General features: G+C 41.6%; 18 protein-coding genes. 8 read left to right on the top strand and 10 right to left on the bottom strand.

Annotated elements, in window-relative coordinates; translation table 11 throughout:
• Nucleotides 1-296: 296 nt before the first annotated feature.
• Together B0185_RS06610 and B0185_RS06605 are read right to left on the bottom strand one after the other, a co-directional pair.
• Nucleotides 297-1,568, bottom strand: a complete 1,272-nt coding sequence (locus B0185_RS06610) for an HlyC/CorC family transporter (protein WP_005707184.1) — start codon at nt 1,566-1,568, stop codon at nt 297-299.
• A gap of 92 nt (nt 1,569-1,660) precedes the next feature.
• The gene (locus B0185_RS06605; protein ID WP_005707236.1) at nt 1,661-2,452 is read right to left on the bottom strand and encodes a cytochrome C assembly family protein; all 792 of its coding nucleotides are present in this window, start codon (nt 2,450-2,452) and stop codon (nt 1,661-1,663) included.
• Nucleotides 2,453-2,676: 224 nt separating this feature from the next.
• On the opposite strand from B0185_RS06605, the gene yceD reads away from it, so the two are divergent.
• The 8 genes from yceD to yggU all read left to right on the top strand — a co-directional run bounded on the left by yceD (nt 2,677) and on the right by yggU (nt 7,764).
• Entirely contained in the window at nt 2,677-3,201 is a 525-nt protein-coding gene (gene yceD, locus B0185_RS06600) for a 23S rRNA accumulation protein YceD (RefSeq protein ID WP_039863384.1), read from the top strand.
• Between the two features lie 16 nt (nt 3,202-3,217).
• On the top strand, nt 3,218-3,388 hold the full coding sequence (gene rpmF, locus B0185_RS06595; protein WP_005598552.1) for a 50S ribosomal protein L32: 171 nt from the start codon (nt 3,218-3,220) through the stop codon (nt 3,386-3,388).
• Between the two features lie 21 nt (nt 3,389-3,409).
• Nucleotides 3,410-4,435, top strand: a complete 1,026-nt coding sequence (plsX, locus tag B0185_RS06590; protein WP_005707193.1) for a phosphate acyltransferase PlsX — start codon at nt 3,410-3,412, stop codon at nt 4,433-4,435.
• A gap of 109 nt (nt 4,436-4,544) precedes the next feature.
• Entirely contained in the window at nt 4,545-5,495 is a 951-nt protein-coding gene (locus B0185_RS06585; RefSeq protein ID WP_005707244.1) for a beta-ketoacyl-ACP synthase III, read from the top strand.
• A 150-nt stretch (nt 5,496-5,645) separates the two neighbouring features.
• Nucleotides 5,646-6,395, top strand: coding sequence for a tRNA (guanosine(46)-N7)-methyltransferase TrmB (gene trmB, locus B0185_RS06580; RefSeq protein WP_005707181.1), 750 nt, complete (start codon nt 5,646-5,648; stop codon nt 6,393-6,395).
• Between the two features lie 101 nt (nt 6,396-6,496).
• On the top strand, nt 6,497-6,838 hold the full coding sequence (locus tag B0185_RS06575) for a YggL family protein (protein ID WP_005707261.1): 342 nt from the start codon (nt 6,497-6,499) through the stop codon (nt 6,836-6,838).
• 96 nt (nt 6,839-6,934) lie between these two features.
• Nucleotides 6,935-7,471, top strand: coding sequence for a YggT family protein (locus B0185_RS06570; RefSeq protein ID WP_005707188.1), 537 nt, complete (start codon nt 6,935-6,937; stop codon nt 7,469-7,471).
• Complete coding sequence (gene yggU, locus B0185_RS06565) at nt 7,471-7,764, top strand: DUF167 family protein YggU (RefSeq protein ID WP_005707245.1); 294 nt, start codon at nt 7,471-7,473, stop codon at nt 7,762-7,764. The genes B0185_RS06570 and yggU overlap by 1 nt, the downstream gene beginning before the upstream one ends.
• A gap of 200 nt (nt 7,765-7,964) precedes the next feature.
• Here yggU and B0185_RS06560 read toward each other — a convergent pair whose 3' ends face one another.
• The 8 genes from B0185_RS06560 to B0185_RS06525 form a co-directional block, all read right to left on the bottom strand.
• Nucleotides 7,965-8,810, bottom strand: coding sequence for a patatin-like phospholipase family protein (locus B0185_RS06560; RefSeq protein WP_005707258.1), 846 nt, complete (start codon nt 8,808-8,810; stop codon nt 7,965-7,967).
• Between the two features lie 91 nt (nt 8,811-8,901).
• Nucleotides 8,902-9,225: a zinc ribbon domain-containing protein YjdM gene (locus B0185_RS06555; RefSeq protein WP_005707235.1), complete on the bottom strand. Its 324-nt coding sequence runs from the start codon at nt 9,223-9,225 to the stop codon at nt 8,902-8,904.
• 102 nt (nt 9,226-9,327) lie between these two features.
• Nucleotides 9,328-10,635 (bottom strand): sodium ion-translocating decarboxylase subunit beta, encoded by a 1,308-nt coding sequence (locus tag B0185_RS06550; RefSeq protein WP_005707204.1) that lies wholly within the window; start codon nt 10,633-10,635, stop codon nt 9,328-9,330.
• 117 nt (nt 10,636-10,752) lie between these two features.
• Nucleotides 10,753-12,549: a sodium-extruding oxaloacetate decarboxylase subunit alpha gene (gene oadA / locus B0185_RS06545; RefSeq protein WP_005707208.1), complete on the bottom strand. Its 1,797-nt coding sequence runs from the start codon at nt 12,547-12,549 to the stop codon at nt 10,753-10,755.
• Between the two features lie 21 nt (nt 12,550-12,570).
• Nucleotides 12,571-12,828, bottom strand: a complete 258-nt coding sequence (locus tag B0185_RS06540; protein ID WP_005707211.1) for an oxaloacetate decarboxylase subunit gamma — start codon at nt 12,826-12,828, stop codon at nt 12,571-12,573.
• 185 nt (nt 12,829-13,013) lie between these two features.
• A complete protein-coding gene (sdcA, locus tag B0185_RS06535) occupies nt 13,014-14,288 on the bottom strand; it encodes a sodium/C4-dicarboxylate transporter SdcA (protein WP_005707219.1) in 1,275 nt (424 codons plus the stop codon).
• Between the two features lie 135 nt (nt 14,289-14,423).
• Nucleotides 14,424-15,269: a DNA ligase gene (locus B0185_RS06530; protein WP_005707264.1), complete on the bottom strand. Its 846-nt coding sequence runs from the start codon at nt 15,267-15,269 to the stop codon at nt 14,424-14,426.
• A 113-nt stretch (nt 15,270-15,382) separates the two neighbouring features.
• Nucleotides 15,383-16,219 carry a DUF5718 family protein gene (locus tag B0185_RS06525; protein WP_005707182.1) on the bottom strand — a complete coding sequence of 279 codons (837 nt, stop codon included), beginning with the start codon at nt 16,217-16,219 and terminating at the stop codon, nt 15,383-15,385.
• Between the last annotated feature and the right edge of the window lie 220 nt (nt 16,220-16,439).

Here is a 16,439-nt window from a genome sequence, read left to right as displayed (position 1 = left end):
TTGAGTTAAGTCAAATAAGTTGCGAATAATTCGCATGGCGTGAAGAATATGCCGAAGTGATTAGAAAGTAAAGAAGAGGAATATAAAACTTTGATAGTTTTTTAGAAATGTTACTAGCGAATTATTCTATATTTATGGGTTTAAAGTAGATGTTTATGCTAAAAATTATCTTGTTCTAGTTTTTGTGATAAGTTTGAGGATTAAAAAGTAGAGGGAAAGTTTGTTTTTTAATTGGATAAAAAACAAGCGGTGAGAGTTGCAAAATATTGTACAAATCTACCGCTTGAAAGGAGATGTTAATTTTCTGTATCAGGCAACGGCTCAACCTTCGCTTGTTTCACCATATTATCTGCCACTTCTAACACTGTAATTTTCAGGTTATAGAGCTCAAATACGGTATCTTCATCAGGGATTTTTTCCAAGTGTTCGAGAATCAAGCCGTTAAAGGTGCGGACTTCATCCACAGGCAGTTGCCAGCCAAAGAGTTTGTTCAGATCGCGTAAATTTGCAGAACCTTCGATAATCACTGTGCCATCAGCTTGTTGTTTCACTTCTTCTTCCAGCGTTGGGGCGGTTGAAGTGGTAAATTCGCCGACAATCTCTTCTAAAATATCTTCTAGCGTGACTAAGCCTTTGATATCACCGTATTCATCAACCACCAAGCCGATTCGCTCTTTGTTCGCTTTGAAGTTCATCAATTGCGTAGTCAGCGATGTGCCTTCAGGGATGAAATAGACCTCATCCACGGCACGGATAAGCATCTCTTTGGTAAACTCGTTTCGCTCTAACATTAAGCGGAACGCTTCACGCACGCGGAGCATCCCTAGTACGTTTTTGTCCATATTGCCTTTGTAGATCACTACGCGAGCGTGAGCGGCACCTGTGAGCTGACGCATAATGGCTTTCCAGTCGTCGTCGATGTCAATGCCGCCTATGTCGTTGCGAGGCACCATAATGTCTTCAACGGTCACTTTTTCCATATCCAGAATGGAAACCAGCATTTCTTGGTGTTGGGTTGGAATAAATTTCCCCGCTTCAAGCACCACACCACGCAGTTCTTCCGCACTTAACCCTTGGTTTTCATCCTTATGAATGCGAAAGAGCTTCATTAAGCCGTTGATGATTAAATTCATCAAAAAGACTAACGGCATGATGATTTTTTTCAGTGGAACAAGAATATAACTTACAAAGAAACCGACTCGCTCAGGATAAATAGCGGCAATGGTTTTCGGCAGAATCTCAGCGAAAACTAACATCACAAAGGTAAGAATACCCGTTGCAGCAGCTACGCCTGCATCGCCTGCAATACGCATACCAATCACGGTTGCAATCGCTGAAGCAGCAATATTTACAAGGTTGTTACAGATTAAGATAAAGCTTAATAAAACATCGGTTTTTTCAAGTAGTTTGCTCGCTAAAATCGCACCTTTATGCCCTTGTTCGGCAAAGTGTTTCATTTTATAGCGGTTGAGTGACATTAGCCCTGTTTCAGAGCCAGAGAAGAATGCCGAGAGGGCTAAAAGAATGGCAAGCGTGATAAAAAGCGTACTCAGGGGAATGCTGTCCAAAATAAATTTCCTATATTTGTAAATATTCAAGCGGTTGAATTTTGTTAGTATTTTGCAAAAAACAAAATAAATTCAACCGCTTACCGTGCTGGCTATTTCACCAGATGGCTACCAAAATAGCCGATTGTGAGTAATATCATACCCGAAATTGAGTAAATAAGCACCCGATTTCCACGCCAGCGGAATTTCCACTGTCCAAGCAGTTGCACCGCATAAACAATCCACGCCAGTGAAGTGAAAATCGCTTTATGCACTTGCTCAGGAGCGAAGAAGTTGTGCAGATAAATCATTCCCGATACAAGAGCTACTGTCAGCATTGCTTGAGCTGCAAGGGTGAGCGTGAAAAAATGGCGTTCAACCGTCATCAATGGCGGCAGCATTGAACAGAAAAAGAGCTTTTTGCTTTTAAGCTTTTGATCAAGCCATTTGAGTTGTAGTGCATAAATAAACGCCAAGAAAAAGAGGGCGTAAGAGAACAAGGCGATGCCTAAATGGAAGATAAGCCCCGCATTTTCGGCGATATTTTTGGTAAAGTTACCTGTTGCAATTAGGCTTACTGCTACGCTACAAATCCCGAAAGTGTAAACAATCATCAGCGGAAACCAGATGGTTCGCCATTTGAGCAAGGTAAGGGTTGCAAAAGCACTTAATAACAGGCTCATCAAAGCATTAACATTAGCAAGCGTGAAGTTCTGTCCTTCGCTTAAAAGCAACTCTTGAGAGGTGCTAATAAAGTGGCAAAGCACGGCAACTAAGCCAATGGAAAAAACGGCTTTAATATTTGGTTTTTTATTGCTATTTTGGTTTTCAATATTCGCCAGCGTTGGGGTAATCCAAAGCAAGGCAACACAATAAGCAATAATGGAGAGGACGGAAAATAACATTGTAATCTCTATCTATTAAATAAGAATAATTTTCAGCTGAAATAACGTTATCAGTTTTAATGGCTTTTGGCTATTACCTCAGATAAATTTTTCCAAGAAATTTATGTTTTGTCAAAATTTGGGGCAAAGCAGAGAAAAGGCTTGTAATTAAGCTGGACAAATTTTGTAAAAAAGCCGATTTTCCTTTTGACTATTTGACGTTCTATCTGTAATATATCGACCCTATGCAAAAGGTAAAACTACCCCTAACAATTGACCCATATAAAGACGCTCAGCGTCGAATGGATTATGAAGGTTACTTTCCAAAGGATCTTTTAATCCGTTTGGGTGAATCTGTTGGTCACGTGCTAAGCGATGCACAAGTTACTCTCTCGTTATATGTTGATCCGCAAAAACTCGTGGTGATTAAAGGCACGGCGACAGTTGATGTGGAGCTTGACTGCCAACGTTGTAGTAACCCATTTACGCAAACGCTCGACTGCACATTTTGTTTCAGTCCAGTGTCAAATATGAATCAGGCGGACGATTTGCCCGAAATTTATGATCCGATTGAAACTAATGAGTTCGGTGAAGTAAATTTACTAGATATGATTGAAGATGAGTTTATCATTGAATTGCCTCTAGTCCCGATGCATGATGCTGCACACTGTGAAGTGTCCACGCAGGAACAGGTTTTTGGCGAATTGCCTGAAGAACTGGCGAAAAAACCGAACCCGTTCGCTGTATTAGCTAATTTAAAAAAGAACTAACTTAGGAGTATAGCCAATGGCTGTTCAACAAAATAAAAAATCTCGTTCACGTCGTGATATGCGTCGTTCACACGATGCATTAACAACTGCTGCAGTATCAGTAGACAAAACAACGGGTGAAACTCACTTACGTCACCACGTTACTGCTGACGGTTACTACCGTGGTCGTAAAGTAATCAACAAGTAATTCCTTTTTTAGAGGTTTAACTTGAATCATCTAACTCTTGCGTTAGATGTGATGGGCGGGGACTTTGGTCCCCGTATTACTATGCCCGCTGTACAAAAAGCATTGGAAGCAAATCCAAGGCTTACTTTTCTTTTATTTGGTGATCAGCAACAGGTTGATCCAATTCTGCAAATTTTTCCAGAAGCACTACAATCTCGCATTCAATTTCAGCATACAGACAAAACCATTGATCCCGAAGTGTCTTTTTCGGTTGCAATGCGTCAAAGCAAAAACAGTTCTATGCGTTTAGCTATTGAAGCGGTTGCCAATGGGCAAGCGGATGGCTGTGTAAGTGGCGGTAATACAGGTGCTCTGCTTGGTTTGGCAAAATTATTGATTGTTCCTCTACCGAATATTGATCGCCCAGCACTTACTTCGCTTATTCCAACCATGAATGGTAAATCTACTGTGATGCTCGATTTAGGGGCGAATGTAGAGGTTAATCAGAAGCAACTTCTTCAATTTGCTGAAATGGGCAATATTTTTGCTCAAACCATTTTAGGCTTAGTTTATCCTCGTCTTGCTTTACTGAACATCGGCACAGAAGAGAGCAAAGGCACGCAAGTATTGCGAGATGTAAACAAAATTCTGCACAGACGTTATGACATCAACTATTGCGGATTTATTGAGAGCGATAAGCTAATGAATTATTTGACGGATGTGATTGTCTGTGATGGTTTTAGCGGTAATATGGCGTTGAAAGCATTGGAAGGTGCAGCGAAAAATATTATCTCTTTACATAAAGAAAAAGAGGGCTCGCATCTCTGTTCGTTAGTCAAAAATTTCTTTATGAAAGCATTTTTGTATCGTTACTATCGCAAGTTGCAAGAAATCAACCCAGACAGACACAATGGGGCAACTTTGCTTGGCTTATCAAAAGTTGTAGTTAAAAGCCATGGTGGAGCGAGTGCGAATGCTTTTTTCTATGCAATTGAATACGCCATTCAGCAGATTGAACACAAAATTCCTGAGTGCATTCAGCAAAAATTAGTGAGTTTAGCCCACTGATTTGCAAAACTTTACCTAAAATCGCTCGCTTGTTTTCCTATAAATTTTGGCTACTTCAGGCTATAATAGTTAAATTTTCCATAATTAAAAATATCACTGAGAACAAAATATGAACAGCAAAATTTTAGTGACAGGGAGTTATTTACCTAAGCAAATTCGAACCAATGCTGATTTAGAAAAGATGGTAGACACTTCAGATGAGTGGATTGTCACCCGTTCAGGTATGAAAGAACGCCGTATCGCAACGCCAGATGAAACCGTTGCGACAATGGGTTTTGAAGCAGCGAAACAATGTTTAGCACAAGCAAATTTAGATCCACAAGAGATTGATTTAATTGTGGTAGGCACAACGAGCAACTCACATGCTTATCCAAGTGCTGCTTGCCAAATTCAAGGCTTGCTTGGTATTGAAGATGCAATCTCATTTGATGTTGCGGCAGCTTGCACAGGCTTTGTATATGCATTAAGTGTAGCTGATCAATTTGTCCGCACAGGCAAAGTGAAAAAAGCATTAGTGGTAGGGGCAGACCTTAACTCTCGCAAATTAGATGAAACTGACCGCAGCACAGTGGTGCTTTTTGGTGATGGTGCGGGTGCGGTGATTTTAGAAGCAAGTGAAGAGCAAGGCATTATTTCAACTCATTTACACGCTTCTGCTGATACTAAAGAATCGCTCGTCTTACCAAACGCAGAGAGAACCGAGCCAAAATCGGGCTTTATCTCCATGCAAGGCAATGCAACTTTTAAATTGGCAGTTCGTGAGCTTTCGAACGTGGTCGAAGAAACCTTACGTGAAAATAATTTAGATAAAAGCGACTTAGATTGGCTCGTACCTCACCAAGCAAATTTACGCATTATCACTGCAACTGCAGAAAAATTAGAGATGTCGTTAGATCAAGTGGTGGTCACAGTAGATCGCTATGGTAATACTAGTGCTGCAACCATTCCTGTGGCATTAGATGAAGCTGTGCGTGATGGGCGTATTCAACGTGGTCAACTATTGTTGCTTGAAGCTTTCGGTGGTGGCTGGACTTGGGGTTCAGCGTTAGTGCGGTTTTAATAATTTTTGTAGGGGGTGAATAAAGTTCACGCACGTGAGCGGTTGATTTTCTGATTATTTTCGCAAAATGTACGTGAATTTTTAATCCACACACCCTACACTAAAATACCAAAAGTACTGAATTTTCAGTGCTTTTTTATTGAGAGAAAAATGTCAGAAAAAATTACCTTTGCAGATAAAAAGCGTAAAACCGTTGAACAGGCGGAGTTTACCGAAGATGGACGTTACTTACGGAAAGTGCGTAGTTTCGTATTGCGAACTGGACGTTTGAGTGATTACCAACGCGATATGATGAACAATAACTGGGCAAATCTTGGCTTAGATTACCAAAGCACCCCCTTTAATTTCCAAGAAATTTTTGGCAACAACAACCCAGTGATTTTAGAAATTGGCTTCGGTATGGGGCGTTCGTTGGTGGAAATGGCAGAGCAAAATCCAGACCGCAACTACATCGGTATTGAAGTTCACACGCCTGGTGTAGGGGCTTGTATTGCCTATGCATTAGAAAAAGGTGTGAAAAATTTACGTGTGATTTGTCATGATGCAACCGAAATTTTACGTGATAGCGTTGCCGATGGCACATTAGGTGGCTTGCAACTTTATTTCCCTGACCCGTGGCAGAAAGCAAAACATCACAAGCGCCGTATTGTACAACCTGAATTTATCACTCGCGTATTAACCAAACTTCGCTCGAATGGTTTTATTCATTTTGCGACCGACTGGGAAAACTACGCAGAACATATACTTGAAGTCTTACGCCAATTTGAAAATGAATTAGAGAACACTTCGGCAACGAATGATTTTATTCCTCGCCCTGATTTCCGCCCATTAACTAAATTCGAAGAGCGTGGGCATCGCCTCGGTCATGGCGTTTGGGATTTATATTTTCTCAAAAAGTAATAAACAAGCGGTGAAAAAGGCTTGAAAAATCGCAAAATGTAACCATCTTTTGCCCAATCAAGTTTCGCCAATTTCAACGAACATTCCATAAGGAGAAAAATATGGCTATTCAACGTAACGCACGTCAGCGTAAAAAAATGCACTTAGCAGAATTCCAAGAATTAGGCTTTTTAGTAAAATTTAACTTTGCGGAAAACACAGGTATCGACCAAATTGATGCAACCGTTGATCGTTTTATCGACGAAGTGATCAAAGCAAACGGTCTTGCTTATGAAGGCAACGGTTACCTCGCTTGGGAAGGTTTAGTATGCTTAGAAAAAATTGGCAAATGTGATGAATCACACCGTCAATTAGTGAAAACTTGGTTAGAAAACAATGGCTTACAAAACGTACAAGTAAGCGAATTATTCGATATCTGGTGGGATTTCCCAGAAGAAGCTTAATTAAGTATTTTCATCTCAAGCGGTCAATTTTTGCAAAAGTTTTACAGAAATTGACCGCTTACTTATATCAAAAACTAAAAAATAAAAGGAAATAAAATGGAAATAATCGGTTCAATTTTGTCGGTCATTATCGGCTTTTTCACCTTTATTTTAATTCTACGTTCTTGGCTAGAATTTTGCCGCATAGATCCTCGAATGCCACTTTCACAATCATTATTGAGAATAAGCGAACCTGTGCTTACCCCCATCAAAAAAATCATTCCAACCCGCAAAGGCATCAACTTCGCAGCGATTTTATTAGCTGTAGTGTTACTGATGGCGGAAAAATGGATCGTATTTGGCTTATCTGTTCCACTTGCTGTATTGGCAGGCGTATTAGGTGTGCTTAAAACCTTTGGGCAAATTCTCTTCTTTACCACCTTAATTCGAGCTTTAATGAGTTGGGTGACTCAAGGAAACCATCCGCTTGACTATATGGTGGCACAAATCACAGAGCCTGTCTTAGGTATTATCCGACGTATCTTACCTCGCACGGGAATGTTAGATTTCTCTGTAATGGTACTTGGCTTTGCGTTAATTTTGCTAAACAACGTGTTCTACAATATTTTCGGCGTATTATGGGCAATTGCATAATGCAAGCGGTCGAAAAAGTAGAAAATCTTGACGGCATTCGGTTGCGAATTCTCCTGCAGCCGAAAGCCAGCCGCGATCAAATTGTCGGCTTACACGATGGCGAGCTAAAAATTGCCATTACTGCCCCGCCTGTGGATGGTGCAGCCAATGCTCATCTGCTTAAATATCTCAGCAAATTGTTTCAAGTGCCGAAAAGTAGCATTGCGTTAGAAAAAGGCGAATTGCAACGGCATAAGCAAATTTTTGTGCCAAGCCCGAAGCAAATGCCGAAAGAGATAGTTGAAATGATATAGTCGAGGGCAATGTGTTGCATTCCAAGGACCTGCCGAATGTTGTTTAGCTGTTAGTAAAGCGATTCAAGCATTTACATAATGAAGTAGAGAGGGGGAATCCTGTAAAACGTTTTAAGGGGATGATATTTAAAGAAATTTAAATAAAAAATATTTTTGCAAGCGGTCTAAAAATTTTGGCCGCTTGCAAATGTCTATCTCGCCTACGATGTCGCTAAAAACGCCTGCAAATTTTCCCATTCTCGTTGCATATCACTTACACCTAAATCATACATGGCTTGGAGTTTATTTGGATCTTTTTCAACTCGTTTTATGTTTAAATCAACAGAAGGGCGGATCACAAAAATCTCGCCTTTTTTGGCTTGTTCAATCACATTTTCGACTTGCTTGTTATACATCGCATAGCGGTTGTTTACTGCGTCTGCAAATTTGGGATATTTACGATACCAAAGTTTGGCAAGTATCGGATTGGGTTTAGATTTGCGGTAATCAAGCGTGCGAGTAAGCACCACGATGATTTTGTCGTAGCCCATTTTTTTCATTTGCTCAAGTGGGATAGAGTCGGCAATCGCACCGTCAAGATAAGGTACACCATTGATTTCGACAGGCATTGAAACATAAGGCATTGCGGAAGTGGCTCTCAGCACTTCCATTTGAGCCAGTGGATCAGTCAGTTTGACATATTCTGCCTGAGCTGTGTTCAGATTGGTAATAGTGGCGTAGAAATCTATCTGTGTTTGTTGGAAAGTGGCATTATCAAAAACATCTTGTTTAAATGGCACTTCGTAAAAGGCAAACGCTTTGCTGATAATATTACCCGTTTTAATCAGGTTTTTTAGGCTTACATAGCGGCTATCAGGCATAAATTTTTTGTTGTAGCGAATAGCTCGGCCTTTTTGTTTAGAAGGGTAATTTACGCCGAACAATGCCCCTGCTGAAACTGAGATAACACCATCCACCCAAAAATCTTTATCTAAAAAAGTATCAAGCACGCCGGCGGTGTACATACCTCTCATCGCTCCACCTTCGAGTACTAAGCCAATTTTCATCTACTTTCCTTAAATGATTATTTGAAATAGTTATGTTTGCTTATAAAAAATGGCGGACTAAAGTCCGCCGTTAGCATCTGTATATTAAAGACTACGCTTTTTTTAAAAACTCCGATTTCAGCATAATTTTGCCACAATCTACGTTGTGATCGCCATTCACTAAGCGAATATTTTTGAATTTTGTGCCTTTTTTCAACACTTCTGATGAGCCTTTGAGCTTTAAATCTTTAATCAATAACACATCATCGCCCTCGCTTAATAAGTTACCGTTACTGTCTTTGACGATGAGTTGATCTTCATCATCTTCAGCTACTTCTTCGCCTGTCCATTCATAAGCACAATCTGGGCAAACGAATTGGATAGTGTCGTGGTAGGTATTTTCGCCGTTACATTTTGGGCAAGCTGGGAATGTCATTTTTAGTCCTTAATGTTGTAAAATTTGGTATTTTATAGCGAAATCGTCTAAAAATATAGCTCTCTTATGTCGTAGGTGGGCTAGAACCCACCCTACAACTAATTACATCATCGCTGAAATATATTTCAACATTACCCCAGCAGCAATGGCTGAACCGATAACGCCTGCTACGTTTGGTCCCATTGCATGCATAAGGAGGAAGTTTTGTTTGTCGTATTCTTGACCAACTTTATTCGACACACGTGCTGCCATTGGCACGGCAGAAACGCCTGCGGAGCCGATAAGTGGATTGATTTTATCTTTGGTGAATTTGTTCATCAATTTCGCCATTAATACACCGCTTGCAGTACCAATGCCAAAGGCAATCACGCCAAGCACCAAAATGCCGAGGGTTTGTGGTTGTAAGAATTTATCCGCCACTAATTTCGCACCAACAGATAAGCCTAAGAAGATGGTTACGATGTTGATTAACGCATTTTGAGCTGTGTCATTTAAGCGTTCTACTACGCCACTTACACGCATTAAGTTACCGAAACAGAACATACCAAGTAATGGAGCAGCATCTGGCAATAAGAGTGCCACTAACACCAACAACACGATTGGGAAAAGAATTTTTTCACGATTGCTGACTTGGCGACCTTGCACCATACGAATGCGGCGTTCTTCATTGGTAGTTAAGGCTTTCATAATTGGCGGCTGAATGAGCGGTACTAATGCCATATAAGAGTAAGCAGCAACGGCAATTGCACCCAGTAATTCAGGGGCGAGTTTACTTGCTAAGTAAATTGCAGTTGGACCGTCCGCCCCACCGATAATGCCGATCGCTGCGGCTTGTGGTAGAGTGAAATCAATCACGCCAATCCAGTTAAGGGCTAATGCACCTAGCACGGTGGCGAAGATCCCAAATTGTGCTGCAGCCCCTAAAAGCAAAGTTTTCGGGTTAGAAAGTAGCGGACCAAAGTCAGTCATTGCGCCTACGCCCATAAAGATCACCAATGGTGCTACGCCATAACCAATTGCCACTTTATAGAATAACGCCAACACGCCTGCGGTATAGCCCATATCGCCTGCGATGACTTCTAGTTCGTTTTGCACAGATGGCAACGCTAAGGCAATGGCTTCTTTCAGGCTGTGAATATCAATGCTTGGGCTGTTTACTTTGGCGGCAATAATCGCTAATTGTTCAGGTGTACCGTAGTGTAAAAGATTATCGAGAGCTGTCATCGCCATTCCCGCCTCAGGAATGTTCGAGAGCAAGCCTCCAAAACCAATCGGTAGGAGCAGAAGCGGCTCAAAGCCACGAGCAATCGCCAGCCAGAGGAGTAACAGGCTTACTGCAATCATCACTGCTTGCCCCCACTCCATATGCATAATGCCCATACCTTGGAAAAGTGCAATAATGCTGTCCATATTTTGTCCTTTTCTTTGTAGGGGCGTGAATTGAAAACTCACGCACGCGAAATTTGAAAAATCCAACCGTTTGCGTGCGTGAACCTATGGTTCTCACACCCTAAATTATTTTAAAAACTACGCCAAACTCATCATCACTTGTTCAACAGCCACAGAGTCGCCTTGTTTGATACTAATGCCTTGCACTCTGCCCGCTTTCGCTGCACAAATTTGGGTTTCCATTTTCATTGCTTCAAGAATGAGCAACACATCGCCTTCAGCCACTTGCTGACCTTCTGCCACTTCCACTTTTAAGATGATTCCCGCCATTGGGGCTTTCACAGGTTCCGCATTTGCGGAACTTGGTGCAGCTGCTGGCGTTGCAGTCGGTGTGATATGAGTAATATCGCCGCCTTCGCTCACTTTTACCACAAAGGCTTTGCCTTCGAGTTCCACAGTATAAACCGCTGGTTCGCCTGCTTTCGCCGCTGGGGCTTGAGAAGCGGTTGGTTTTTCCGTAGATTTTGCAGATTCTTGACCTGTTGGTGCAGGTTCAAAGGCAGTTGGGTTATTGCGGTTTTCCAAGAATTTCCAGCCCACTTGTTGGAAGAGTGCCACAATTAACACATCGTCCACTACGTTGCCTGAAAGAGTGATACCTTTTTCTTTGGCTTGTGCGGTTACTTCGGCGACTAATTTATCCCATTCTGGGGCAATATGAGCCGCTGGGCGGTCGGTTAATGGTGTAGCACCTTCTAACACACGAGCTTGTAATGCAGCATTAACTGGGGCTGGGGTTTTGCCGTATTCGCCTTTTAAGATGCCCGCAGTTTCTTTGGCGATGGTTTTGTAGCGTTCTCCCATCAACACGTTCATTACCGATTGAGTACCAACAATTTGTGAGGTTGGTGTTACTAACGGAATGTAGCCTAACTCTTCACGCACGCGTGGAATTTCTTGCAACACAAGATCAAGTTTATCAGAGGCATTTTGTTGGCGGAGTTGGTTTTCAAGGTTGGTGAGCATACCGCCCGGTACTTGTGCCACTAAAATACGGCTGTCGATACCACGGAGTTGTCCTTCAAATTTCGCATATTTTTTACGCACATTGCGGAAGTAAGCTGAGATTTTTTCTAATGCAGGAATGTTCAAACCTGTGTCGTATGGTGTGCCTTGCAGGGTGGCAACAATAGATTCTGTTGCAGGGTGTCCGTAAGTGCCAGACATTGAAGAAATCGAGGTATCGACGCCATCCACGCCTGCTTCAATCGCTTTGAGCAACGCCATTTCTGCCATCCCTGTGGTAGAGTGGCAGTGTAGGTGGAGTTCCACATCGAATTGTTTTTTGATGGCACTCACTAATTCTTGTGCTGCCATTGGGGTAAGAATGCCTGACATATCTTTGATGACAAGAGAATCAATGCCGATTTCAAGCAGTTGTTCTGTCACCTCTAACCACGTTTGCAGCGTATGCACAGGGCTAGTGGTGTAGCTCAACGTACCTTGTGCGTGTGCACCTTGTTTTTTGACCGCTTGTAGGGCTTGTTTCATATTGCGTGGGTCGTTTAATGCATCAAACACGCGGAACACATCCATACCATTTGCCACAGAGCGTTCGACGAATTTATCGACTACATCGTCTGCATAGTGACGGTAGCCCAATAAGTTTTGACCACGTAAAAGCATTTGTAATGGAGTGTTTGGAATCGCTTTTTTCAATTCACGTAAACGCACCCACGGATCTTCTCCTAAAAAACGAATGCAGCTATCAAAAGTTGCACCGCCCCATGCTTCTAAAGACCAATAGCCGATTTTGTCTAGTTCGGCGGCAATCGGTAACATATCATCTAAACGTAAACGGGTTGCGAAAAGAGATTGATGAGCATCGCGTAATACCACGTCAGTGATGGCAATTTTTTTGGGTTGAGTTGTCATAATTCAAATCCTTCTGATAATTTATAAACCTTGTTTTCTTCTGTGATGTGCAATAGCGGCAACAATCACAGGGCGTAAACGCTCAAGATCATCTTGAATAGGTGGCGTTGCCGCTTGAGGTTTGCTTACGGGAGCAGGGATAGGTTCGGGAAAATATTGATTGATGAGCTTAGACATAAAAGCGACGGCATAGATCAGGATGAATAAGAAGAACATCACAAATCCCATACCAGAAATCATCAAATTGACACCTTCGCCAAAGAGTTCTGCATTGGTCATAGAATTTCCTTATCTTGATTGATGAATAATTGAAGAATAATCGTGAATGAATTGGAGTGCAAAGGATTGAAGTGAAAAATGTGGAGTAGATCACAAAAAATTTAATCAAAAAATAAAGCGGTTCATTTTTTGGGGAATTTGCAAATGTTTCCAAAAAATAACCGCTTATTATTCTATCTACTTCGTTATGGGAAGAACGGAAAGAAAATTGGCAGTAAGATCATTGCCACAATAATGGTTACTGCTATGAGTGGTACACCTGCTTTGGCATAATCAGCAAAACGATAATGACCGACTGAAAGCACCATCGTATTGGCTGGTGTACCGATTGGCGTTGCGAAGGCACAAGATGAACCGATTACTATCGCCATCAAAACCGCACGCGGATCAGCAGCGAGCGAGCTTGCAATGGAAAGCCCAATTGGAGCAAGAAGAGCAGCTGTTGCAGTGTTGGACATAAAGTTAGTCAGTAAGCAGCTTAATAATAAAATTGTGAGTAATAACAAGGATGGATTGGGATTATCACCTAGCAAGCCTAAAATTAAATGTGCGATGTCAGCACCTGCCCCTGTGCGTTGGAGGGCATCGGCAAGGGCAAGTGTTCCTGCAAATAAGAAGACTACTTGGCTATCAATCGCTTGATAGGCTTGTTTTTCGGTAATGACACGCATAATCACTAAAATCAAGGCACCAATACAAGCCGAAATATAGAGTTTGATGCCGATCACATCTTCAAACACCATCGCAAGTAGCGTACCGACAAGTATTAATAATGACAAATATTGTTTCCATTGTGGGATAGAATTATGGTGATTATGGAACGCATTGTATTCCTCTTCTTCTACGTGAATGTTGGGTTGTGCAGGCAAGAAGCGATAGCCGATAAAAGCAAAGTAGAGAATGCCCGCCACTAAAATCGGTAAACCTAATTTTGCATATTCGAAGAAGGCAAATTTTAAACCAGTTTGTGATAATACACCTTGCACTACCAAGTTGTTGGGTGAGCCGATAAGTGAAAGGTTGCCTCCTAGTGTGGATGCAAATGCCATTGGCATCAGCAAACGTGAGCGTGCAAAGCCCGATTTAGAAGAAATACCGAGAATAACAGGAATGAGAATGGCTGCCGTGCCCGTGTTGGACAATACACCAGACATCAAGCCAGTAATGATCATTAGCACAACCATCAATTGGCGTTCACTTTTGGCAAAACGGCTGACTACGCCGCCAATTTTGTTCGCCATACCTGTTTCAAACAAGGCTCCACCGATTACAAACATTGCGACGAATAAAATCACGTTGGTATCGACAAAGCCTAAAAATGCCTCTTTCGCAGGCAATACGCCTGTGACGGCTAAACCAACGGTTACCACCATTGCGGTAACAGCAAGCGGTAGTTTTTCGAGTGCAAACATCAAAACGGCAAAGCCGAGAAAACAGAGTGTAATTACACTTGGAGTCATGGATAAGCTCCTCTGAAAGATTGAAATTTAGCTTGCTATCATACCTAACTTGAGGGGGATAGGATTGATCCAACGCAATAAAAGGCAGATTTTGGAGTGAAATAGATTAAAATAAATACTCTTTTTGGTTGTTTCCTATCTGGTTTGATCTGTATTTCGCAAGATTTCATTACGCTCACGTAAGTAAGTCGCAAAACGGGGCTTACCTTGTTGTGTTAAACCTCGATAGCGGTAGGTAATTAGGCTACCAATCGCAGGTGGATTTTCTCGCTCTTTATTTTTAAAGCCAGAACCAATTCGAAAACGTCCGCGATGATTTTCACAGGTAATTGCACCAAGACGATTGGCGTGTTTGCCTTTTCCTTGATGATGAGCAACGACAATGCACTCTTCATCAGCTGCAGGTTTCATTTTCAGAATTTGAGCCGAACGACCGTGAATATAGTGTGCATTCGGGTTTCTTACCACCACACCTTCACCGCCTTGGTTCAAAATTGCTTGGTAGAATTGCTGTAAATGTGCCTGATCTTGAATGGGAATTTGTGAAATAATCTGAATATAAGGTGTTGGATGTTCCCGCAGATAATTTTCTAAGGTTGCCAAGCGTTCAAATAGGTTTCCCGCTGCATTTGGCACATCGAAAACATGCAGCTTCAACTTATACCAGCCTTTGGGTTCTGCGGAACGAACTGTACCAGAAATGTTTTCAAACTTGCCTCGTTCGCTAAAAAGTTCGCCATCAATGGCAAAAGGGGGGAAGTTTTGTAGGAAATAATCTGGAGGATTGAAGGGATTGCCTTGGCGGCTAATCAGTTTTGAGCTGTCCCAATAAGCCCGTACGCCATCAAGTTTTTCGCTCATTACCCAGCCTGAAATATCTTGATTTTTATATTCTTGCAGGAGCATTAAATCGGGCAATTTCGCCAGTGTTACAAGCGGTAGAAAAAGCAATGCAATTTGCCAAAAGAATCGTTTGAACATAAAAAGTGCCTCCAAATGGAAGCACTATAAAAGAAAGAAAAATTGCGTTCAGAAAATTTTATGAAATTTTCGAGCGAGATCGCAAAAATAATCAGAAATTTGACCGCCTGTGGTTATTTCACTTTTTGAACAAGAGCGGAAATGCCTTCTTTCGCGAACTCTTCTTTTTCTGCCATCTCAACAATTTGTTCGTGAGTATATTTTGTGGCGTTATACACGACCACGATGCTGGTATCGCCTACTTGTAAGAAGTTTGTTTCACCAAAGGGGGTGTAACGCGTTGCACCGATGCTGATAATTGTTTGAGCAGGGTAGTTTGCTTGTTTAATCAATTCCGCAATGTGGTTCATCGGGCCTTGATCAGGCTGGTTGTTCATTTTGTCGGTAATCCAGTTCAACAATTTTTGGTGGAAGTAGCTGTAGCTGACGGCAGGGCTATCTTCGCCATAAGTGTTGAGCTTGCCATCGCGTTTGTGGAAGCAAGTAATGTTATATTGGTCAAGGTTTCCGCCTTGCTCGAATTTATCTAAAGCGATTTGGGTGGCAGAAATGCCTTTGGAATTTACACCCCAGTTTTTCTTTTCACAGATTTTGCGTGCGTTTGGACGGCGGATTGAGCAGTCGTTATAAGCCGCAAAATGGGTTGGTTTTAAGGCAACTACTTTTCCATCTTGATATTTAATGTTACAGATTAAAGCAACTTCTGGCTCAATTTGCAGATTGTCTGCATCGTTTGGAAAGGCGATAGAGTCGTTTGTTAAAGGATAAGTAGAAAGAAATTGTTCAGTTGGTGCAAGCGTTTCACTTGGTACATAGAATGGGAAAATCGCTTTTGGCTGGATTGCTTCTTCGGTTTTTACCACTACGAAATCCGCTGCTTCGCCCGCTTGTTCTAAATGCCCCGCAAAATTGCCTGCTACGCCAAAACCGATGAAATTTTTAAATGTCATAAATAAAAAGTACCTTAATAAAGTTAGAAAGTGAAGATACTTTAAAGAGATTTACTCCGAATTACAATTATTTGAAAAATCCTTCTGCTAAAATGTATAGAAAATTATCTAAAAATGGTATTTATCTATACTTTTTGCATAAAGTTCCAACAAGCGGTAAATTTTTTAAAATTTTTTGCAAAAAGTGCTTGCACGGTTTTAATTTTTCTCTATAATGCAC

It is taken from the genome of Haemophilus parahaemolyticus (assembly GCF_002015035.1).
GTDB classification, from domain to species: Bacteria; Pseudomonadota; Gammaproteobacteria; order Enterobacterales; family Pasteurellaceae; genus Haemophilus_A; species Haemophilus_A parahaemolyticus.
This window is presented reverse-complemented; position numbering and strand designations above follow the sequence as displayed.